This is a genomic window from Rhodococcus sp. NPDC079359 (genome assembly GCF_040702585.1).
GTDB lineage: Bacteria > Actinomycetota > Actinomycetes > Mycobacteriales > Mycobacteriaceae > Rhodococcoides.
Genome location: NZ_JBFBLH010000008.1, coordinates 41,513 through 61,322, shown reverse-complemented (window position 1 = coordinate 61,322; position 19,810 = coordinate 41,513). Strand labels below are relative to the sequence as shown.

Genomic DNA, 19,810 nt, shown 5'->3' with positions numbered 1-19,810 from the left:
CCACCGTCGGAGCATCCGATTTGCCCGGATCGGAACAACGGACCCCTCCCCGACCGTTGAACCGAATATGACGACCTACAAAACTGTCAATCCTGCCGACGGCACAACTGTCAAGGAATTCGAAACTCTCGACGCGGCCGGCGTCGAGCGCGCACTGGCCGACGCACACGCCGGATTCCAGACGTGGCGCAAGACCTCACCGAAGCACCGCGCCGAAATTCTGCACAAGGTCGCCGATCTCTACACCGAACGTTCGGACGAACTGGCGCGGGCCATCTCGCTCGAAATGGGCAAGCCGCTCACCGAATCCCAGGGTGAGGTGGAGCTGTCGTCGAACATCTACCACTACTATGCCGACAACGGTCCTGTGCTGCTCGAGGACGAGAAGCTCGACGTCCCCGGCGCGGAAGACACTGTGCTGCAGCGCAAGCCGGTGGGCGCGCTCGTCGGCGTCATGCCGTGGAACTTCCCGTACTACCAGGTGGCCCGATTCGCCGGCCCGAACCTGATGGTGGGCAACACGATTCTGCTCAAGCACGCACCGAACTGCCCGCAGTCGGCTCTGCTGATGGAGGAGATCTTCCAACAGGCCGGACTCCCCCAGGACGCGTACATCAACATCTTCGCGACCAACGATCAGATCGCCGAGATGATCGCCGACCCACGCGTGCAGGGTGTCTCGCTCACCGGTAGCGAGCGGGCCGGAACCTCGGTCGCCGAAACCGCCGGACGCAACCTCAAGAAGGTCGTGCTCGAACTCGGCGGCTCGGACGTGTTCATCATGCTCGACTCCGACGACATGGATGCCACCGTCGAGTCCGCGACCCGGGCGCGATTGTCCAACGCAGGCCAGGCGTGCAACGCCGCCAAGCGCATCCTCGTCGCCGAGGAGTTCTACGACGACTTCGTCACCAAGCTCACCGCATCGTTCGAGGCAGTGCAGACGGGCGATCCGTTGGACGCGAACACCACTCTCGGCCCGCTGTCGTCGCAGACCGCAGCCGACACGTTGATCGAACAGATCGACGACGCCGTCGCCAAAGGCGCAACCCTGCTGACCGGCGGCAAGAAGATCGACGGACCGGGTGCATTCGTGCAGCCGACGCTGCTCACCGACGTCACCCCGGACATGCGTGCGTACAGCGAAGAGCTGTTCGGACCGGCAGCGGTGATCTACAAGGTCGAAAGCCCGCAGCAGGCAATCGAATTGGCGAATTCCTCGGCATACGGCCTGAGCGGCTCGGTGTGGAGCGCCGACCTGGACAAGGCCCGTGACGTAGCCGAGCAGCTCGAAGTAGGCATGGCCTTCGTCAACGAACACGGCACCACGCTGCCCGGCCTGCCGTTCGGCGGAGTCAAGCGCTCCGGCGTCGGCCGTGAGCTGGGACCGTGGGGCATGGACGAGTTCGTGAACAAGAAGCTCGTGCGCGTCTCCGCGAAGTAGATCCTGTCGGCAAGGCTCCCCGGGCAGTTGCCCGGGGAGCTTTGTCATGCCGCGGTCATACTGTCCCGATGATCGTCGAACATGCTCTGCTGCACGTCGTCCCCCATCGAACCGACGAATTCGAGGCCGCGTTCGCCGACGCGAAGTCGATCATCTCCTCGATGCCGGGGTTCGAGAATCTGACATTGTCGCGGGGCATCGAGCAGCCGAATACGTATCTACTGCTGGTCGAATGGGAACGCCTCGAAGACCACATCGAGGGCTTCAGGAAGTCCGACGAGTACCAGAAGTGGAAGACGCTGCTGCATCATTTCTACGAACCCTTCCCCGTCGTCGAGCATTTCGCTCCGAGGCTCAGGGCGTAGGAGATAAGTTCGATTCTCGTCCCCATCGCCGTTTCTAGGAGTCACCCGTGGCCAATGCTTCGTCGTTCGTATCCAAGCAGGACGACACCGAGATCAGTACCTACATCTGGGCGACGTCCGCCGACCCGGCTCGCGGCGTCGTACAGATCGCGCACGGACTCGCCGAGCACGGCAGCCGCTACGCCCGCTTCGCCGCAGCGTTGAACGACGCCGGCTTCCACGTCGTCGCGTCCGATCATCGCGGACACGGAGAGTCGATCGTCGACACCCCCGGCGATTTCGGTGCTGCAGCGTTCGCGGGTCTGTGGGCCGACATCGAGCAGTTGGGCGAGTCGCTGCTTAACGAATATCCCGACCTACCACTGTTCCTGTTCGCGCATTCCATGGGATCGTTTGCCGCGCAGCATGTTCTGATCGAACGATCCGATCTGTACGAGGGTGTGGTGCTGTCGGGCTCGACCACGCTGAACATCCTCGCCGCCGGAATGGCCGACGCCCCAGCCGGTGACCTGAGCGTGTTCAACGCCGCCTTCGAGCACCGCACCGGATACGAGTGGCTCTCCCGCGACGAGGCCGAAGTGGACGCCTACGTCGCCGACCCGCTGTGCGGCTTCGACCTCCCGGAGTCGACGGTCCCCGCGTTGTTCGGTGAGGCCGACAAGCTCGCCGACCCGCACAACCTCGAGCAGATCCGTTCCGATCTCCCGCTGCTCATCACCTCGGGCACCGACGACCCGCTCGCCGGGGGCGGACAGTTGATCGAGACCCTCGCTGCCCGATACCGCGAGGCCGGAATGAGCGACGTCACCGTCACCCTCTACCCCGGTGCTCGCCACGAGATCCTCAACGAGACCAACCGCGACGAGGTCACCGCGAACATCATCGGCTGGCTCACCGACCGCGCCGGATAGACCTACCGCTTTCGCAGCTGCACGGGCTGCCCGTCCTCCGGGAAGGGCAGCGACGTGAAGTTCAGCGGCGCAACGTAATCGGGGTCGACCGACCAGTCGAACCGCAGCAGCAGGTGATGCATGATCGTCTTGATCTCCGCTCCGGCGAAGAACATGCCGATGCACTTGTGCACGCCTCCGCCGAACGGCTCCCACGCGTAGCGGTGCACCTTGTCCTCCCGGCGGTCGTCGGCGAACCGGCCGGGATCGAATTTCTCCGGGTTCGGCCAGTACTCGGCCATGTGGTGCGTGAAGTGTGGGGCGACCGACGCATACGTCCCCGCGGGGACGAACTTGCCCTGCACCTCGGTGTCCTTGACCGCGCGGCGGGCAACCACAGGCGTGGGCGAGACCAAACGCAAGCATTCCTTCATCACCAGATCGACGCTGTGCAGTTCGTCGAGTTGCGCGAGCGTCGGCGCATCGGTACCGAGCGCCTCGGACTCGGCACGGCACTTGTCCTGCCACTGCGGATGCTGACCGAGGTACTGCATCATCGTCGACAGCGTGATCGTCGACGTGTCGTGCGCGGCCATCAGCAGGAAGATCATGTGGTCGATCACTTCGTCGTCGGAGAAACGCTCGCCGTCGTTCCCCTCGATGTGACACAGAACCGAGAACAGGTCGTCGGTCTCGGTGGCACGCCGGGACGGAAGGTACCGCCGGAAGAACTCCTCGAGCATGGCGCGGCCGTCGAGACCGCGCTTCCACCGAGTTCCGGGAACCCGAAAGCGCACAATGGATGTCGCCGCCTGAACGCACGCCACGAAACTGGAGTTCAGCTCGGCGATCTCGGCATCGGTGCTGCCCTCTGCGCCGCCCATGAAGATGCTCGTTGCCACCTCCAGGGTCAACGCCTTGAGCGCCGGGTAGACCTGAACGTCGCGCCCGCCTTGCCACGCGTCCAAACCGGTTGCGGTGACAGGATTCAACGCCTCGACGGATTTGGTGAGCCGGTCCCTGGTGAAGGCCTGCTGCATGATCCGTCGGTGCTTCAGATGCTCCTCGGAGTCGAGCAACATCAATCCGCCGTGAAAGAACGGGCCGATCAGCAGGGACCAGCCGTCACCGTTCGCGAACGCCTTGTCGGCGTTCTGCAACACCTCTTGGCATGCGTCCGGACCCAGAACGGTGACCCACTTCTGACCGGCCATCGTCAGCCACGACACCTCGCCGTACTTCTCCCACCGACTCCCGAGCAGTTTGAGGGGATCTCGGATGTACTCGAGCGTGTGCCCGACGACGGGCATACCGCCGTCGCCGTAGACCGGTTGGAGCGTTGAATCAGCAGGTGGAGCAGCGAGAGCACGTGCCATTGTCGACCTCCGTCAATCTGACAGAGCGTCCTGTCAGATGGGATGTAGTCTGCGTCACACCTGCTCCCTCTGTCAAGATCTACTCATGGCTTCCACGCGCCGCTACAACGGCATGAGCGCAGACGATCGCACCGCCGACCGTCGCGCACGGTTGCTCGAAGCCGGACTCGAAGTGTTCTCGACGGCCGGTGCCCAGAACACGACCATGACCGCGATCTGCGCGGAGGCGAAGCTGACCGAGCGCTACTTCTACCAAAACTTCTCCAGCAAAGAGGATGTGCTCGAGAAAGTAGTGGAGTCGGTATCCGACGAGATCCGGGCCGCTGCCCTGGACGCTCTGCACTCCCCCGCCCCCACCGTCGAGGACCAGGTACACAACGCCATCGCCGCGTTCGTCGGCGTTCTCACCGACGACCGACGCAAGGGCCGCGTCGCGATGATCGAGTCGCTGGCCGTCGACTCACTGCGCGACTATCGACGACAGTCCATGCGCGCGTTCGCCCATCTGGTCGCCGAGCAGTCACGCGAGCTGTTCGGCGAACAGGCCTGGCCGCAGCCACAATCCGAGATCAACGGCCTGCTGTTCATCGGCGGACTCGCGGAACTGGTCATCGCGTGGTTGAACGACGAGATAGCCGTCACCCCAGCGGATATCGTCGACGCCGCCACCCGCCACTTCATCGCGACGGCACAGCGCTGAGGTGCCTTCGGCAGTGGCGTGATCAAGTGCCCCCTGAGGCACTTACCCGCGCCACTGCGCCGGAGGCGCACTCCTACCGGTCGAAGTGCGCCTTGGAGATCTGACCGTGCACGCCGACCGTCTTGTCGACGACCTGCGACACGGTGAAGTTCGCGGCCGCGGAGAGGTACGCGTAGGCCGTCGCCCGGTCCATACCGAGGTCGGTCTCGAGGAAGTCGAGCGCGTTGACCACGGCGCGACGCATGGCGGCGTTCAGGTCCGAACTCTGGCCGCCGACGGCACCGTCCGGGTCGGACAGACCGATCGGAATCCACGAGTCCTCGTTCTCGGCAAAGGGATACGAGTACGCGACGGACGGGGCATCACCACTGCCCGCCTTGCAGACAGTGAGCCGGAAGGTTCCGCGCAGAGAACCTTCCATCGCGGTCAGCGCCACCTCCCCGTCGCCCATCGCCATGTGCGGATCGCCGACGTAGAACAACGCACCCTCGGCGAACACCGGGAGGTAGAACGTCGATCCGACACCGAGCAAACCGACGTCGATGTTGCCGCCGCCGAGCGTCGGCGGAATCGAGTTCGCGTTGGGTGACGTCAGGCCCGGGTCGCTGGCGAACGCCACGCCCATCATGCCCATGAACGGGCGCAGCGGAAAGCGCACGGCCGCATCGCCGTAACGCATCACACCCTGCCCGTCCTCGACGGCGGTGAACGTGGAGACGTTGCCGTACTGCGTCGGATCACCCGACGGCCTGCCATCGCTGCCGATCGGCGGCATCACCTCGTCCAGGCTGATACCTGCGGGTGCCTCACCGGACGCGGTCACCGCCAGAGAACCCTTGCCGTGCCGGCTCGACACCACGCCGTACGGCACGCGGGGAATCGCCTCGAGCGTCTCGATCTTGAGCACATCACCACGCTGCGCACCTTCGACGAACACCGGGCCCGTCACCACGTGCGGTCCGTCGACGTCGAAGTTGCGGACCGTCCGGTCGTACCCGCCGGCGATGTCGATGGCGTCCTGCAGCACATCGGATTCGGATACACCTTTGCCGCCGAAGAACTCGACGGGATCGCGGCCCTGGTCTTCGAGAATTCCCTCGTGGCTGAGCGCATCGATGGTCACCGTCTCACCGGACTTCATCTGCAGCACCGATTCGGACTCGACCGTCGGGACGTACCCCCACAGAACCTTGTCGACTTCGGAACTCAGGTAGTGATCGCCGGAGATGTCGCCCGCGCCGGGCTGAAGAATCCCGACCGGTGCCGGGGCCGACGAACTCGCGGCGGCGGCGGTCGTCGACGACGACGTCGAACAGGCTGCCGTTCCGGCGATTCCGACGCCCGCGCCCAGCGCTGCCACCGCCTGAATGAATCCGCGACGTCCGATCCCCTTGGTGATCGTCTCCGCTGCCTGCTCCGCCATCGACCGCGCCATGATGCCTCCTGAATTGTCCGAAACCCGAACGTAGACCGGAGGTGTTTCTCGGCAGTTACGATCACGCGTCGCGGCAATTGCTCAGCAGCTCAACTCGGATCGCTGCCGCCGATCGCGGACCACCAGACAGCGGTGACGGCGGCGAGGTCGTCGAGCAAGATTCGACGCGCCACTTCGGAAGGGTTCACCTGATACGTCTGCGCGAGGAACGGATAGTCGATAAAGCGACGTAGGTGGAAAATAGGTGCTCTCCACTCGAATCGGTAGATTCACGACCATGACCGCAGCTGCCACACCCGACGGATTCGCCTACGAACGATTCGACGTCACCGACGCCGGATCCATCGCCACGGTCTTCGCGGCCAAGGAACACCGAGCCGGGCTCTACGTTCTGCACTTCACCGACGGCTCGGCCTACGCGGGCTACGCAGATTCGGTCGCCGCGCGGTTCGCCGCGGACCTCGACGTGTGGGCCGACATCGAGGCACTCGATTTCGCGGCCGGAACTGCAGATCAGCTGGAGCAGCTGCAGGAGCTCGTGTCGCGCCTGACCCGCCTCCGCGAACGCCCTTCCGATCCTGGCGCGATCGGCGAAGCACCGAGCGCGAAATCCGCACTGCCGAAAGAAAGAGCCAAGCGGGCGACGTTGCTCGACACGGCAGTCGGCAAGGCACGCAGGCAGTTCTGGGAACTGTCCGACCACATCGCGTACCCCGCCATCCGCAGCATCGTGGCCGACTACATCAATTCCTCGATCCCCGACCCGGCGAACACCGAGAAGTACCTGTGGCAGATCGCTGCCCTGTCCGAAGACCTCGCCGAGACCGGTCCGCGACGCTTGGTGACGCTGACATGCGGCGGCTTCGAGACGCTCCGCGTCGACGAGATCGTGCACGACGACGACACCATAGAACTCGACCTGCGCATCAACACCAACGTTCCGCGCGACCGCACCGACGAGCAGCTCGAGGTCTCCAACGAGACGGTCAGCGCAGGACGCGGTCCGCACCGGGACGAACGCGTGTGGTCGTGGTCGATCGACCTCGGCGCTCTGTTGGAAGAAGACGTGGACGTCGACCTCGGCATCGACGACGACGCGTTCGACGACCTCGCCTACGGTCTCAACGCCCGGCTGATGCGATCCGGAAACTCAACGGGCGCAGCATCACACAACCACGACCTCGCGTCCGACCTGCTCGCCGAGGCATACCGGCAGCTGTTCGAGACCGAGTGACCGATCGGCTGTGGTACGTCTCGTACGGGTCCAACCTGCTGCGCGAGAGGTTCCATACCTACCTGACCGGGTCCGACGAGCGCTCCGAATTCGGTGCGCACCCACCGGCACCCACTGCGTCACCACCCGCCGAAGAACGATGGCTGTGGATCGATCATGCGCTGTATTTCGCGGGAGTCTCCCGGCGCTGGACCGGAGCGTCCGCATTCATCTGCACGACGGTCGATCCGGCGAATCGCTCTGTAGGGCGCGGATATCTGATCGAGCGAGCCCAGTTCGCTCATCTGGCCGCGGTCGAGAACGTCGTCGCAGCCGTCGATATCGGGGCGACGGAGACGCTCGCCATCGGACAGTGGGCGCAGCTGACAGTGGACCGAGAGGGCGAGAGCTTCCGCGGGAAATATGATGCACTGCTACGGCTTCCGGACATCCACGGAAGGTCCGCCTTCACGCTGACCAGTTCGACCGTGCGCGAGCCCGGCGAACCGTCGAGCAGGTATCTTTCGACCACTCGCCGCGGACTGCTCGGCGCAGACCTCGATCTGGACGTCGACGCCTACCTCTACGCGGCGATCGAACGATCGATGCAGATCACTTCAGCGCATCGAGGTTCGTCTTCAACAGCAGCACGTTGTAGTCCGACCACCGAGAAGCAGTGAAGTACAGGTCTTTTCCGCTCGACATAGGGTGAATGAACGGCGCGTAGATGCCGCCGGCCGTCTGATTGGCGTCGAGGATGGTCCTCGGCGCACTCCACGGACCCTCGGGGTTGTCTGCCGTTCGAGCGACCAGAGTGCGAGAGTTCTCGTCCCCGTACATCATCACGTAGCGGCCGAGGTAGTCGTTCCACGCAACCGACATCTCACTGACCGGGCCCTTGACGACGGCGACTGTATCGCCGATGTTCTTCGACCACTGCTTCGTCGGATCCGGATCCTGCGTCGAGTACTCGTACGCGTCGAGATCCTCGATGTCCGCAGGCGCGACCCGCGAGACGAAGGCGTCGCCGAATCGTCCGTTGGGAGTACCGAACTGGTACAGGTACTCGCCGTCGCGGCCCAGGACGTACGCACTCTGCTGGAACTTGCCCTGGCTTTCGTGGACGTTGGTGAAGCCGGGGATGGTGACACCCTTGTTGACGCGGATGGTCCTGGGATCCGTCGTCCAATTCTGGCCGTTGTCAGTGGATTTCGCGGTCGCGGAGTAATTCGTGACCCAGCGACCGGGTGTGCCCCAGCTCTGCACCGACATGTAGTTGATGAACTGGGTGTTGCCGATCGCGATGGCCGCCGTGGGGATGGTCGTGTCCTCGACGCTGGGTAGCTTTGCGCTCGAGATGATCTCGGCCGCATAGCGTGGGTTGTCTGCACGCACGACGGCACCGGACGTGTTGTCCGCGGGATCGGCTGGACCGATCTCGATGCCCTGCGCCAAGTTCGTCGACGCCTTGTCCGAGCGGAACAGCGCGTTGCTGCGCCACTGGGCATTGCCGGAGGAGCAGTCGCCGAACGTGTCACCGAACGCCATCAGGATCTGGCCGGCACCGTTGTCCCAGCTGATCCCGAGGTCGGTACCGGACATCGCAAGGTCGTTGTAGGTGTTGTTCACACTCTGCGGACCGGTGACCCAAGCGATGCTCTGCGTGTTGCCGGTGATCCGAGGAAGCGGCCCCTGCGGACCCTGCGGGTTCTTACCCGACATGCCCGCGCTGCCCGACGACCCGAACAGCGGAGACGAGCCCGGCCCGCCGAGCCCACCACACGGTTCGGCCGACACGGTGGGCGCAGTCAAAGCGCTGAGTCCGCTCACTGCCAGCGCCAGGACAGCCCCGACAGCGATCTGCCGACTACGTACACGCATAGACGAACCCACCGTTTCCCGTGTGACCCACGATACTGATGTGACTGATGGGACGAGTGTTACGCAAATCTACTGATCGCGCAACAAATCGGGCATGTCGGTACTTGACAAAACACCTACGGAGAGAATGACACTCGTGTGATTAGCCGGCAATCATGCGGGCGTGAGTCGTGTCCAGCGCGAGCAGTGCAGCGCCCTGCACGACGACGGCAGTGCCGTGACCCACGGCCTGGTCAGCAGTGATCCGGCCGCCGAACCGAGGCTTCCTGACGGCGATGTGCGCACCGGTCGCGATGTAGAGAACGTCGAGACCGGCATTGATCCACAGCAGCCGACTCAAACTCGCGGCCGTCGGGGGCTTCGAGCTCAGCGCGCCTGCACCCGCGATCGCCAGATCGATCGCGCCCCACCCCGCCGTCTGCAACCCGAACGCCCGCCGGGCAGGCGAGGACCCGCGCAACGCCAACATCGTTCCGGCGAGCACACTCCCACCGCCCCACACCGCGAGGCGACGGCCGAGCTGCTGGGCAACGATGGGCGCTTCGAGTGCTGTCATGCACTCCAGTGTGCCGCCTCGGGGGAGATGCCGGTTCGTAACGCGCGGTCGGTTGCAGCCGATTCCATGAGCACTGAGCATTCGCGCTCGAAACGAACGGAGCCACCATGCTGAAGAAGGTCCTCGCCGGAGTCGCGCTGGCGATCGGCGGCGCAGTGCTCGTCGCGTCGACAGCGTCCGCAGCACCCGACGACAACCCGTTCGGACCCAAGGACTCGACCGCGAACTTCGTGAGCGCCCTCGACCCTGCGGCATACGGTGCAGCGAGCGCCAAATCGTTGATCGTCAGCCCGTTCGGCACGAGCCAGCAGATCGACTGCTCGTCGTTCCACGGCCAGAGCTGGTGCACCCAGAACGGGCGAGTCCTCACTCAGATTCGAATCCCGGCCGGATCGTCGGAATGGGACTATCGGACGCTCTACGTCTATAACCCGTTCTGATGATCGCCGGCCGCACCCTGTGCGGACTGGCTCTCGTCGCCCTTACCGGTTGCGCTGCAACGCAACCCGAGCCGACCATCGAGGCGGCGGTGAACGTTGCGCCGTCGTCGTTCCCGGCACCTCCTCCCTCCGTCGCATCCTCCGCCATCCCGACCCCGGACGAGGCGACCGCCATCTTCCGCACCGTCTTCGACTGGACCGCCGAGCGGTCCGACCGCGCCGACGCGCTCGAGGGATCTGCCGAGGAGAATGCCGCGGTGTTCGACAGCGGTGGGATCATGTCGGAGGCGTCGTTCGACCGCATCGACGTCGTCGCACCCGGCCGGGTCGAGGCGAGCGGAACGTCCGTCGGGCGAGTGTCCTCCATCGACTTCGTTGTCTCCGAGGGCCGTTGGAAGCTGGAACGCGCAGCGGCGTGCGGAATCACCGGGGCATGTTGACCGACGGATCAGATCACCATCCGAACGGGTCAGAGTCGGACCCGGGCATCCAACTGTTGCCGGGCCCGACCCACCCTCGGGCCTTGATCATCTTCTTCGCTGCGCGCTGACTGCGGCCGATCAGACGGTCGAGGTACAGGTGACCGGCCAGATGGTCGGACTCGTGCTGCAGACACCGCGCCAGGTAGCCGTGCCCCTCGACGGATACGGGATTGTTCTCCACATCGACACCGGTCACGCGGGCCCAGTCCGCACGGCCGGTCGGGTACCGCTCCCCCGGGACCGACAGACACCCCTCACCGTCCTCGGGGTCCGGCATCGTCTCCGGGATCGCCGATGTCCCGAGCACTGGATTGACCACGTGCCCGCGATGACGGACTCCGCCGTCCTGCAGGTCGTAGACGAACACCGCACGCGGATCACCGACCTGGTTGGCGGCAAGACCGGCGCCGTGCGCCGCAGTGTTGGTCTCGAACAGGTCCTCCACGAACGCGGCCAACTCCGCGTCGAACTCGGTGACGGGAGCCGCACAGGTCGTCAAACGTGGGTCGCCGGCAACGAGGATGGGTCGAATCGCCATGCGAGAAGGTTACTGTCGAAGCATGGCTCATTCCCGTCGCTCCCCCACGGCTCACCCCGCGGACAAGGTCTGCGCATCCTGCGGACGGCGAATCGAATGGCGCAAGAAGTGGGAGAAGAACTGGGATGACATCAAGTACTGCAGCGACGCATGCCGGCGGCACAAGGTGAGCACCACCGACAAGGAACTCGAAGACAAGATCCGTTCCCTGCTCGACGCCCGATCCCGCGACTCCACAATCTGCCCTTCCGACGTCGCACGAGCACTGTCCGACGACAATTGGCGTGAGTTGATGGAGCCCGTCCGCCGCGCCGCCCGCCGCATGGTCGACGCGGGAGAAGTCGAGATCACCCAGAAAGGATCCGTCGTCGATCCGTCGACCGCGAAGGGGCCCATCCGCATCCGATGGACGCGCTGACCAGCGACACAGAAGTTGTCGGTGGGTGGGTATAGCTTTCGTGGTGTGAAGACATGGGGGGATGTGTTCGGGCTCGGTGACCAGGATTTGGTCTCCGAGCTCGCTGGCGTGTCCTCCCTCGAAAACGAGCTCGCTGCAACGCGATTGACGCTGCTGGCGGAGATGGACCGGCGTGGTTTGGCTATGAAACTCGGCTACTCGTCGGTCACCCGGTGGTACGCGCGATCGGTGCGCATCACCGACGGGTCCGCGGCCCGTCAGATGGAGCTGGGGCAGTGGCTCACCGACCGGCCCAGCGTGTTGAATGCCCTCGCAGGTGGCGATATCCACGCCGCGCACGCCTCGGCGATCGCCGACGGCTACGCCACCGTGGTGGTCGCCGACCCCACCCTCGACGAACAACGCCGCGAGGCTGTCGTCGCCGAACTGCTCGAAACCGCCATGCGCAGCACCGCCGGGCAGGTCGCCTCCCGCGCGCAGGCACTGGCGCATTCCGCGGCCGAGGACGCCAGAGCCCGCCACGAGCAGGCCGAGAAGCAACGACAAGAACAGGAGCGGACACAGGAGCGGGACCGGGCGACCCGAGCTGATGCCGGTGGCGCGGGTGATGCAGGTGGCTCAAGTGAGCCCGAACCTGCTGGGCCCGATCCTGTTCCAGCTGGACCGCCGCCGATACCGGTGTCGGAGAACCCGGAGTTGAACCGTTTCGATGTTCACCCGCTTGCCAGTGGCCGCTTCCAGATGGGTGGCAACGTCGACCGGCTCCTGGCCGAGAAGCTGCTCACCGCGCTGTCGGCGTTGACCGCGCCGCAGCCCGGCCCTGGAGGTGAACGCGATCGACGTGGTCCGTCGAAGCGGCGGGCGGACGCACTCGATCGGATCCTCGACCGGCACCTGAGCGGTGGTGGCCGCGGATCGGCGGGCGGGTCGCGGGCATCGGTGCACCTGATCGTCCCGCTGCGGGACCTGCTCGCCGACCGCGGACACACGCAATCGAACAGCGCAACAACGGGTTCGACGGCATCCGGTACCGGCGGCCACTCACAAACAAGCGATACCGAGGGCGGTCCCGATCGTGGCAACGGTCGTCGCGTTAGCGGGAAGCGTGCTGGTTTCGGCGACAGTTCACAAACGAGCGATACCGAAACGCCTCCCGTGGCTGGCGCTGACGGCGGGCACCAGGTGAGCAAGAGTCGTGCTTGTTCCGATGCCAGTTCACGGGCCGGTGATACCGAGGCCGGTCCCGATCGTGGCAACGGTCGTCGCGTCAGCGGGAGCAGTGCTGGTGTCGGCGGCAACTCACGGACAAGTGATGCCGACACGGGTCCCGACGATGCTGGCGGCGGTCCCTACGCCAGCGAAAGCAATGCTGGTGCCGGCGGCAACTCACAGACCGGTGATACCGACACGCCTCCCATTGCTCGCGCTGACGGCGGGCACCACGTGAGTGGGAGTGTCGGTGCCGGTCCACGGAACGGTGATCCCCGCGGCGATCGTGTCGGTCCCAGCGCTGGTGCCGGTGACCATTGCGGGCAGAGGTCTGCACCTGAGCCCGGTGATGCCGACTGGCCGTTCCACTTCGACTGGACCGGGCCGATGAGCCGCGCCTTCGCCGAACTTCTCACCTGCGATGCCGACCTCACCCCGGTCATCGTCGACCACCACGGCGTCCCCCTCGCCCTCGGCCGCAGCACCAGACTCGCCAGCGACGACCAACGCATCGCCCTGACCATCCGCGATCGATGCTGCGTGATGTGCGGCCGCCCCGCACAGTGGTGCCAGGCCCACCACATGAAGTTCTGGGAACACGGCGGCCGCACCGACCTGAACAACCTCGCGCTGGTCTGCGGAGAATGCCACCGCCTCGTCCACCACGGCGACTGGCAACTGCTCATGGGCGACGACGGACACCCCTATGCCATCCCACCCGAATCCATCGACCCCACAAGACAACCCATCCCCAGCTACCACCGCCGAAAACGTCGCGCAGCGTGACAACAGGTCAGCTGCGCAGCTCACGCTTGAGCAATTTTCCGCTCTGATTGCGCGGCAATTCGTCGACGAAGGTGACGGTCTTGGGTACCTTGAACGGCGCTATCCGCCCCTTCACGTGGTCGATCAACACCTGCGACGACAGCTCACTTCCGTCCTTGAGCACGACGACGGCCGTCACCGCCTCGATCCACTTGTCGTCGGGCGTCCCGATCACCGCGACCTCGGCGACCGCCGGATGGGTGTAGATCGCATCCTCCACCTCGCGGGACGCGACGAGGATGCCGCCGGTGTTGATGACATCCTTGATCCGGTCGACCACGGTGATGAACCCCTCGGCGTCGCGTGTCACCAAGTCACCGGAATGAAACCACCCATCCGAGAACGCATCTGCCGTCGCCTCCGGCTTGTCCCAGTAGCCGTCGCACAACTGAGGAGAACGGTAGAGAATCTCACCGGGCTCGCCGTCCGGCACATCGTTGCCGTCGGCATCGACGACGCGGGTCTCGACGAAGAACACCGCACGTCCGCACGACGCCGGCCGCGCCTCGTGCTCCTCGGGCTGCAATACCGTTGCCAATGGCCCGATCTCGGACTGCCCGAAGCAGTTGTAGAACTCGATGTCCGGGTACCGCTCACGCAGCCGAGTGAGAACGGTGACAGGCATGATCGAAGACCCGTACTGTGCCTTCTTCAACGACGAGAGATCGCGCGTCGCCAGATCGGGGTGATTGGCGAGCGGAACCCACACCGTCGGCGCCAGGAACAGAGACTTGATCCTCTCCTCTTCGATCCGGCGCAGGATCTCCGGAACGTCGGGCCTGCGCATCAAGCGGACCGTGGCACCCACCGACAGGTACGGCAGCATGAACACGTGCATCCCCGCCGAGTGGTACATCGGCATCACGAGCAGCGGATCGTCGTCCTGGGTGAACCCGAGCGCGATGACGCACGAGACGTACTCCGCGACCAGCGCGCCGTGAGACATCATCGCGCCCTTGGGTTTCGACGTCGTCCCGGAGGTGTAGAGCAACTGAGCGAGGTCGGTCGCATCGGCGACGGGTTCGAGTTCGGAGCCGTCGCCGTCGATTCCCAGCACATCGGGAAGGGAGACCACGTGCTCGATGCTCAGCGTGCCGCGAACCGAATCGAGAGTGCCCGCCAACTCCGGGTCGACCAACACTGCCCGAGAACCCGATTGCTGCAACAGGTACTTCAATTCGTCGCCCACGAGCGCATAGTTGATCGGGACGTGCACCAATCCGGCTCGCGCACAGGCGAGGAACGCGACCACGTACGCGTCGGAGTTGACGCCGTACGCCGCCACGCGGTCACCCTTGTTCAATCCCAACGCGATCAGTCGTCGAGCGGCGCGGGTGACCGCGGTATCGAGTTCTGAATAGGTGTGACTGCGTCCCTCGAATGTCACGGCGAGGCGGTCCGGGAATTTCGCGGCAGACCGCCGCAGGACGCCGTCGACGGTGTTCACTCGTGTTCCGCTGCTCATCACCCGACGTTATAGGACGTCCAAGCATCTCGTGCCGTGTTTGGCTGCCCTCAGGGTTCGATCGATGCCATTGGGGCATGCGGCAAGACATGACAGCGAAACAAGCCCTCGACAGCCTCGAATCTGCCTCGTTCCTCGACGGAGCGAGCAATGCGATCAACAGTGTCCTCAAAACCGCACTGGACGACACCGCCGTCGGCGCAGGTCTACGCGGCCGGTGGATCGGTCACCCCATCCACCCGGCTCTCGTCAACGTCACCATCGGAAGCTGGACGAGCGCCGTCGTCCTCAATCTGCTGAACCACCAGTCCAGGGCGAGCAAGCTGGTCATCTCCCTCGGGCTTGTGTCCGCGCCGGCAGCCATCGCCACCGGATGGGCCGATTGGTCGACGATGAACACCCGCCAGCGCCGCGTCGGGATGATCCACGCGGCGTCCAACGCAACCGGCGTCTTCCTCTTCCTCGGCTCCTACTTGCGGCGCCGGAAGCAAACCGATGGCACCGCCAAGGCCCTGGCCGCTGCCGGTCTGGCAACGGCGAGCGTCGGCGGTCTCATCGGAGGCCACCTCGCCTACAGCTCGACCGAGCAGGAACCGGCTCCGGCAGGCAAGCACAGCATCCGCCGATAGATCAGCAGTTGTTCGGCTCCCCGATCTTCACCGCGGACAGCAGAGCATCACCCTCACCGACGAGCACCCCTGCTTGCGGATCCTGCGCCACAACGATCCAGTTCGAGTCGTTGACCTGCATCCGGCTCGCACCGGACGCGTCGACGCTCCTGGAGTAGAAGATCCCCGCCGCCTGGATCGCGTTCTGGGCGGACTGCAAGTTCATGCACACGACCGAAGGCATGGCGGCGAGGACGGGCTCTGCCGCGGGCGGCTCGGACGCGGTGGTGTCCGGGACAACGATCCTGTCGACCGGCGTCGGTGCGGGCGCGGTCGCCTCGACGGTCACGGTCCGCACTTCGGTCCGGACTTCGGGCTCGGCGGAGTCCGTGGATCCGCAGCCCGCGAGGACGAGCGCAGGAAGGGCAAGCGCGAGGACCGAGTGCACGCGGGAACGACTACTGCTCGTCATGAAAACCCTTCGACCGACCGATGGCCTGGCGCAACCGGTACCCATGGGAGATCGTCAGACCGGTAAGTCTGTTACTTCCCGTCCATCGGTGGCGTTTCCGTACACCGTACGGTAAACTGCGTCGGCCCCGGGCGAACCAGCGTCGGGGGCGGCGAAAGGCGACCGAAGCGCACATGACCCAGGCCCAGCCGACGACACCGACTCAGCCATCCATCGACGAACTGTCCACGATCCTCGTTCGCGGAGCACGCGAGAACAATCTCCGCAACGTGAACCTCGACCTGCCCAAACGCTCGCTCGTCGTCTTCGCGGGCGTCTCAGGGTCAGGGAAGTCATCACTCGTCTTCGACACCATCGCTGCCGAAGCTCAACGGCAGATCAACTCGACGTTCACCGCGTTCGCGCAGACGTTCCTTCCGTCCTACGGCCGTCCCGACGCCGATCTCATCGCCAACCTGTCGGCCGTCGTCATCGTCGATCAGAAGCGTCTGTTCGGCGGCCCGCGCTCGACCGTCGGCACCATCACCGACATCGGCGACTGGCTGCGCATGCTGTGGTCCCGCGGCGTCACCCCGACGATCGGGTTCGCGAACGCGTTCTCGTTCAACGACCCGGCCGGCATGTGCCTCGAGTGCGAGGGGCTCGGCGAGGCGAAGGTCGTGGACCTCGGCGAACTGGTGGACGAGTCGAAGTCCTTGCGCGAGGGGCCGTTCAAGCATCCGGACTTCGAGGTCGGCAAATGGCCGTATCGGGTGTTCGCCGACTCGGGCCTGTTCGATCTCGACGTCCCGATCGAGCAGTACTCCTCCCGCGAGCGCCACATCTTCTTCGACGCGAAACCCGGCGAGTTCGAGGTACTCAACCCCGACGCCGTCATGAAGAGTTACGAGGGGATCGTGTCCCGCTTCCGGCGCAGCTACCTGGCCAAGGACGCCGACGCCCTGAAGGGCAAGGCCAAGCTCGCGTTCGAGCGCATCGTCACGCGCGGGGTCTGTGAATCCTGCGGCGGCTCCCGCTACAACGAGACCATCCGCGGCGCGACCCTGGAGGGCCTGTCTCTGCCCGACGCGTTCTCGATGCAGGTGTCCGAGCTCGCCGACCGCATCGACGGGTGGCAGATCGACGGCCTGGGTACCGTCACCGCCGAAATCGTCACGCAGCTGCGAAGACTCGTCGATCTCGGTCTCGGCTACCTCAGCCTGGACCGCGCGACGTCGTCGCTGTCGGGCGGTGAATCCCAGCGCATCAAGATGGTCCGCCACCTGGGAGCCACCCTCAACGACATGCTCTACGTCTTCGACGAACCGACCACGGGCCTCCACCCCCGCGACGTCCACCGCCTCGACGACATGTTGCTCGCGCTGCGCGACAAGGGCAACACCGTCCTCGTCGTCGAGCACGACCCCGAGGTCATGGCCATCGCCGACCGCATCGTCGAGATCGGCCCCGGCGCGGGAAAGGCGGGCGGCACAGTCGTGTTCGAGGGAACCTACGACGAGCTGCGCCACGCCGACACCAGGACCGGTGCCGCGTTGCGGCGCGAGGATGTCGTATTGCGTACTCCCCGAACTGCTTCGGGCTGGCTGAGCATCACGGGAGCCAGCACCCACAATCTGCGCGACGTCAGCGTCGACATTCCGCTGGGAGTCCTGACGGCCGTCACCGGCGTCGCCGGTTCCGGGAAGTCGAGTCTCATCCACGGGCACCTCCGTGAGGCCGCACCGGACGCCGTCATCATCGACCAGGCACCCATCCGCGGATCGCGGCGCTCTTCCCCCGCGACGTACACCGGTCTGCTCGATCCGATCCGCGCGTACTTCGCCAAGAAGACCGGCCAGCCGCCGTCGCTGTTCTCGCCCAACTCCGACGGCGCGTGCCCCGACTGCCAGGGCAGCGGTGTCATCTTCACCGATCTCGGGTTCACCGACCCGGTGACGAGCACCTGCGAGACGTGCCAGGGCAGGCGATTTCGGTCGGGCGCGATCCGACACACCGTCGACGGCATCAGCATCGCCGATATCTTCGAGATGTCCGTAGAAGACGCCCAGGACTTCTTCGAGGTCAAAAAGATCCGCGACATCCTGCGCCGGTGCCGGGACGTCGGGCTCGGCTACCTCTCGCTCGGCCAGAACCTGTCGTCGCTCTCCGGTGGCGAGCGGCAGCGGCTCAAGCTCGCCACCGAACTGGTCGGGTCGTCACCGGTGCTGGTCCTCGACGAGCCGACGACCGGTCTGCATCCGTCGGACGTGTCGAACCTGATCGCGTTGCTGTCCGGGATGGTCGACGAGGGCAGGTCGGTGATCGTCATCGAACACAACCTCGACGTCATAGCCGCCGCCGACTGGGTCATCGACCTCGGCCCCGACGGCGGGCACAACGGCGGTCTGATCACCTTCACCGGAACCGTCGACGAGTTGGTGGTCTCCGACACCCACACCGGCACGTACCTGGCACGGAGCCTGGGCCGGTGACCACCACCCGATAGTGTTGGCGCTCCAGGGGCATCGGACACACAGGAGTGGCAGTGCAGCGTCGATCGGCACGAATGATCTCAGCAGGGTTCGCGGTCGTCGCGCTGGTCGCGACCGGCTGCGGCAGCACGACGGCCGACTCCCCGCCGGCGACCACCTCGGCTACGGCGTCGAGCGGGGAGTTCCCGAGGACGATCGCGTCGGGCTCGGACGGCGGGACCGTCACCATCGACGCGATGCCTCGTTCGATCGTCTCGCTGAGCCCGACGGCGACGGAGACCCTGTACGCCGTCGGGGCCGGTGAGCAGGTGGCGGCCGTCGACGATCAGTCGGACTATCCCGCCGACGCACCGAAGACCGGGCTGTCGGCGTTCACACCGAGCCTCGAGGCGATCGTCGCGTACGACCCCGATCTGGTGATCACCTCTACCGACCTCGGCCTGGTGACGTCCACTCTGGCCGAGGCCGGTATCCCGACGCTGCTGGTCCCGGCCGCGACGAGCCTCGACGACGCGTACTCGCAGATCGAGCTCGTCGCGGACGCGACCGGGCACGACGCCGAGGGCGACGCGGTGGTCACACAGATGCGCGACCGAATCGATGCCGCCGTGGCGAGTGTCCCCGCGCGCTACGAGCCCCTGACGTATTTCCACGAACTCGACGACACGCTGTACACGGTGTCGAGCGCCAGCTTCGTCGGTCAGATCTACGGTCTGTTCGGTCTGACCAGCATCGCCGACGGCTCCGGCGCAGGCGACTACCCCCAACTGTCCGCCGAATCGGTGATCACCGCGGATCCCGATGTCGTGTTCCTGGCCGACGCCCAATGCTGCGGCGTCACAGCCGAATCGGTTGCGGCTCGACCGGGGTGGGGATCGATGACCGCCGTCCGAGACGGCAGGATCTTCCCGATGGACGAGGATCTGTCCAGTCGGTGGGGCCCCCGCATCGCGGACCAGGTCGAGGCCGTCGCCGCAGTGATGCAGCAGATTCCGGCGTGAACCCAGCGACGATGGGGTAAC

Annotated in this window: 20 protein-coding genes and 1 pseudogene; 14 read left to right on the top strand and 7 right to left on the bottom strand. The window is 65.3% G+C overall.

Annotated elements, in window-relative coordinates; all coding sequences use genetic code 11:
• Positions 1-67: 67 nt before the first annotated feature.
• The 3 genes from AB0362_RS18970 (at position 68) to AB0362_RS18960 (ending at position 2,720) form a co-directional block, all read left to right on the top strand.
• The gene (locus AB0362_RS18970) at positions 68-1,444 is read left to right on the top strand and encodes an NAD-dependent succinate-semialdehyde dehydrogenase (RefSeq protein ID WP_300515063.1); all 1,377 of its coding nucleotides are present in this window, start codon (positions 68-70) and stop codon (positions 1,442-1,444) included.
• A 68-nt stretch (positions 1,445-1,512) separates the two neighbouring features.
• Entirely contained in the window at positions 1,513-1,809 is a 297-nt protein-coding gene (locus AB0362_RS18965) for an antibiotic biosynthesis monooxygenase (protein ID WP_149407861.1), read from the top strand.
• A gap of 47 nt (positions 1,810-1,856) precedes the next feature.
• Positions 1,857-2,720: an alpha/beta hydrolase gene (locus AB0362_RS18960; RefSeq protein WP_094688191.1), complete on the top strand. Its 864-nt coding sequence runs from the start codon at positions 1,857-1,859 to the stop codon at positions 2,718-2,720.
• 2 nt (positions 2,721-2,722) lie between these two features.
• Here the strand turns inward: AB0362_RS18960 and AB0362_RS18955 are convergent, their stop codons facing one another.
• Entirely contained in the window at positions 2,723-4,075 is a 1,353-nt protein-coding gene (locus AB0362_RS18955) for a cytochrome P450 (RefSeq protein WP_317810784.1), read from the bottom strand.
• Positions 4,076-4,160: 85 nt separating this feature from the next.
• On the opposite strand from AB0362_RS18955, the gene AB0362_RS18950 reads away from it, so the two are divergent.
• On the top strand, positions 4,161-4,775 hold the full coding sequence (locus AB0362_RS18950; protein ID WP_231893685.1) for a TetR/AcrR family transcriptional regulator: 615 nt from the start codon (positions 4,161-4,163) through the stop codon (positions 4,773-4,775).
• 73 nt (positions 4,776-4,848) lie between these two features.
• Here the strand turns inward: AB0362_RS18950 and AB0362_RS18945 are convergent, their stop codons facing one another.
• A complete protein-coding gene (locus tag AB0362_RS18945) occupies positions 4,849-6,210 on the bottom strand; it encodes an acetamidase/formamidase family protein (protein WP_068047037.1) in 1,362 nt (453 codons plus the stop codon).
• Positions 6,211-6,487: 277 nt separating this feature from the next.
• Here AB0362_RS18945 and AB0362_RS18940 point away from each other — a divergent pair, with 277 nt between their 5' ends.
• A complete protein-coding gene (locus AB0362_RS18940) occupies positions 6,488-7,444 on the top strand; it encodes a hypothetical protein (RefSeq protein WP_231893684.1) in 957 nt (318 codons plus the stop codon).
• Entirely contained in the window at positions 7,441-8,103 is a 663-nt protein-coding gene (locus AB0362_RS18935; protein ID WP_149407863.1) for a hypothetical protein, read from the top strand. The genes AB0362_RS18940 and AB0362_RS18935 overlap by 4 nt, the downstream gene beginning before the upstream one ends.
• On the opposite strand, the gene AB0362_RS18930 is transcribed toward AB0362_RS18935, so the two are convergent.
• Positions 8,036-9,304: a DUF4185 domain-containing protein gene (locus tag AB0362_RS18930; protein WP_149407864.1), complete on the bottom strand. Its 1,269-nt coding sequence runs from the start codon at positions 9,302-9,304 to the stop codon at positions 8,036-8,038. The genes AB0362_RS18935 and AB0362_RS18930 overlap by 68 nt on opposite strands.
• Before the next feature lie 142 nt (positions 9,305-9,446).
• On the bottom strand, positions 9,447-9,860 hold the full coding sequence (locus tag AB0362_RS18925; RefSeq protein WP_068047047.1) for a hypothetical protein: 414 nt from the start codon (positions 9,858-9,860) through the stop codon (positions 9,447-9,449).
• Between the two features lie 107 nt (positions 9,861-9,967).
• Here AB0362_RS18925 and AB0362_RS18920 point away from each other — a divergent pair, with 107 nt between their 5' ends.
• Together AB0362_RS18920 and AB0362_RS18915 are read left to right on the top strand one after the other, a co-directional pair.
• The gene (locus AB0362_RS18920) at positions 9,968-10,300 is read left to right on the top strand and encodes a hypothetical protein (RefSeq protein ID WP_068047049.1); all 333 of its coding nucleotides are present in this window, start codon (positions 9,968-9,970) and stop codon (positions 10,298-10,300) included.
• A complete protein-coding gene (locus tag AB0362_RS18915) occupies positions 10,300-10,740 on the top strand; it encodes a hypothetical protein (RefSeq protein WP_317549281.1) in 441 nt (146 codons plus the stop codon). The genes AB0362_RS18920 and AB0362_RS18915 overlap by 1 nt, the downstream gene beginning before the upstream one ends.
• A 13-nt stretch (positions 10,741-10,753) precedes the next feature.
• Here AB0362_RS18915 and AB0362_RS18910 read toward each other — a convergent pair whose 3' ends face one another.
• Positions 10,754-11,320 (bottom strand): peptide deformylase, encoded by a 567-nt coding sequence (locus tag AB0362_RS18910; protein ID WP_149407866.1) that lies wholly within the window; start codon positions 11,318-11,320, stop codon positions 10,754-10,756.
• Between AB0362_RS18910 and AB0362_RS18905 the strand changes: the two are divergent.
• The 3 genes and pseudogenes from AB0362_RS18905 to AB0362_RS18895 form a co-directional block, all read left to right on the top strand.
• Positions 11,304-11,471: pseudogene (locus AB0362_RS18905) on the top strand (DUF2256 domain-containing protein); the annotation flags it as partial. The gene AB0362_RS18910 and the pseudogene AB0362_RS18905 overlap by 17 nt on opposite strands.
• A 15-nt stretch (positions 11,472-11,486) precedes the next feature.
• Complete coding sequence (locus tag AB0362_RS18900; RefSeq protein ID WP_255183390.1) at positions 11,487-11,738, top strand: DUF3253 domain-containing protein; 252 nt, start codon at positions 11,487-11,489, stop codon at positions 11,736-11,738.
• Between the two features lie 45 nt (positions 11,739-11,783).
• Entirely contained in the window at positions 11,784-13,733 is a 1,950-nt protein-coding gene (locus AB0362_RS18895; RefSeq protein WP_262498606.1) for a DUF222 domain-containing protein, read from the top strand.
• 7 nt (positions 13,734-13,740) lie between these two features.
• Here AB0362_RS18895 and AB0362_RS18890 read toward each other — a convergent pair whose 3' ends face one another.
• Positions 13,741-15,237 carry an acyl-CoA synthetase gene (locus tag AB0362_RS18890; RefSeq protein ID WP_317810785.1) on the bottom strand — a complete coding sequence of 499 codons (1,497 nt, stop codon included), beginning with the start codon at positions 15,235-15,237 and terminating at the stop codon, positions 13,741-13,743.
• An 89-nt stretch (positions 15,238-15,326) separates the two neighbouring features.
• Here AB0362_RS18890 and AB0362_RS18885 point away from each other — a divergent pair, with 89 nt between their 5' ends.
• Entirely contained in the window at positions 15,327-15,866 is a 540-nt protein-coding gene (locus AB0362_RS18885; RefSeq protein ID WP_317810786.1) for a DUF2231 domain-containing protein, read from the top strand.
• A gap of 1 nt (position 15,867) precedes the next feature.
• On the opposite strand, the gene AB0362_RS18880 is transcribed toward AB0362_RS18885, so the two are convergent.
• Positions 15,868-16,317 carry a hypothetical protein gene (locus AB0362_RS18880; protein ID WP_300515111.1) on the bottom strand — a complete coding sequence of 150 codons (450 nt, stop codon included), beginning with the start codon at positions 16,315-16,317 and terminating at the stop codon, positions 15,868-15,870.
• A gap of 173 nt (positions 16,318-16,490) precedes the next feature.
• Here AB0362_RS18880 and AB0362_RS18875 point away from each other — a divergent pair, with 173 nt between their 5' ends.
• Together AB0362_RS18875 and AB0362_RS18870 are read left to right on the top strand one after the other, a co-directional pair.
• Positions 16,491-18,788 (top strand): excinuclease ABC subunit UvrA, encoded by a 2,298-nt coding sequence (locus AB0362_RS18875; protein ID WP_317810787.1) that lies wholly within the window; start codon positions 16,491-16,493, stop codon positions 18,786-18,788.
• Between the two features lie 74 nt (positions 18,789-18,862).
• Entirely contained in the window at positions 18,863-19,789 is a 927-nt protein-coding gene (locus tag AB0362_RS18870; RefSeq protein WP_317810788.1) for an ABC transporter substrate-binding protein, read from the top strand.
• Positions 19,790-19,810 lie beyond the last annotated feature (21 nt).

Coding starts and splice junctions, on each gene's coding strand:
- AB0362_RS18970 (WP_300515063.1), top strand. CDS start 68: ATGACGACCTACAAAACTGTCAATCCTGCCGACGGCACAACTGTCAAG.
- AB0362_RS18965 (WP_149407861.1), top strand. CDS start 1,513: ATGATCGTCGAACATGCTCTGCTGCACGTCGTCCCCCATCGAACCGAC.
- AB0362_RS18955 (WP_317810784.1), bottom strand. CDS start 4,075: ATGGCACGTGCTCTCGCTGCTCCACCTGCTGATTCAACGCTCCAACCG.
- AB0362_RS18950 (WP_231893685.1), top strand. CDS start 4,161: ATGGCTTCCACGCGCCGCTACAACGGCATGAGCGCAGACGATCGCACC.
- AB0362_RS18945 (WP_068047037.1), bottom strand. CDS start 6,210: ATGGCGCGGTCGATGGCGGAGCAGGCAGCGGAGACGATCACCAAGGGG.
- AB0362_RS18940 (WP_231893684.1), top strand. CDS start 6,488: ATGACCGCAGCTGCCACACCCGACGGATTCGCCTACGAACGATTCGAC.
- AB0362_RS18930 (WP_149407864.1), bottom strand. CDS start 9,304: ATGCGTGTACGTAGTCGGCAGATCGCTGTCGGGGCTGTCCTGGCGCTG.
- AB0362_RS18925 (WP_068047047.1), bottom strand. CDS start 9,860: ATGACAGCACTCGAAGCGCCCATCGTTGCCCAGCAGCTCGGCCGTCGC.
- AB0362_RS18920 (WP_068047049.1), top strand. CDS start 9,968: ATGCTGAAGAAGGTCCTCGCCGGAGTCGCGCTGGCGATCGGCGGCGCA.
- AB0362_RS18915 (WP_317549281.1), top strand. CDS start 10,300: ATGATCGCCGGCCGCACCCTGTGCGGACTGGCTCTCGTCGCCCTTACC.
- AB0362_RS18910 (WP_149407866.1), bottom strand. CDS start 11,320: ATGGCGATTCGACCCATCCTCGTTGCCGGCGACCCACGTTTGACGACC.
- AB0362_RS18890 (WP_317810785.1), bottom strand. CDS start 15,237: ATGAGCAGCGGAACACGAGTGAACACCGTCGACGGCGTCCTGCGGCGG.
- AB0362_RS18885 (WP_317810786.1), top strand. CDS start 15,327: ATGACAGCGAAACAAGCCCTCGACAGCCTCGAATCTGCCTCGTTCCTC.
- AB0362_RS18880 (WP_300515111.1), bottom strand. CDS start 16,317: ATGACGAGCAGTAGTCGTTCCCGCGTGCACTCGGTCCTCGCGCTTGCC.
- AB0362_RS18875 (WP_317810787.1), top strand. CDS start 16,491: ATGACCCAGGCCCAGCCGACGACACCGACTCAGCCATCCATCGACGAA.
- AB0362_RS18870 (WP_317810788.1), top strand. CDS start 18,863: ATGATCTCAGCAGGGTTCGCGGTCGTCGCGCTGGTCGCGACCGGCTGC.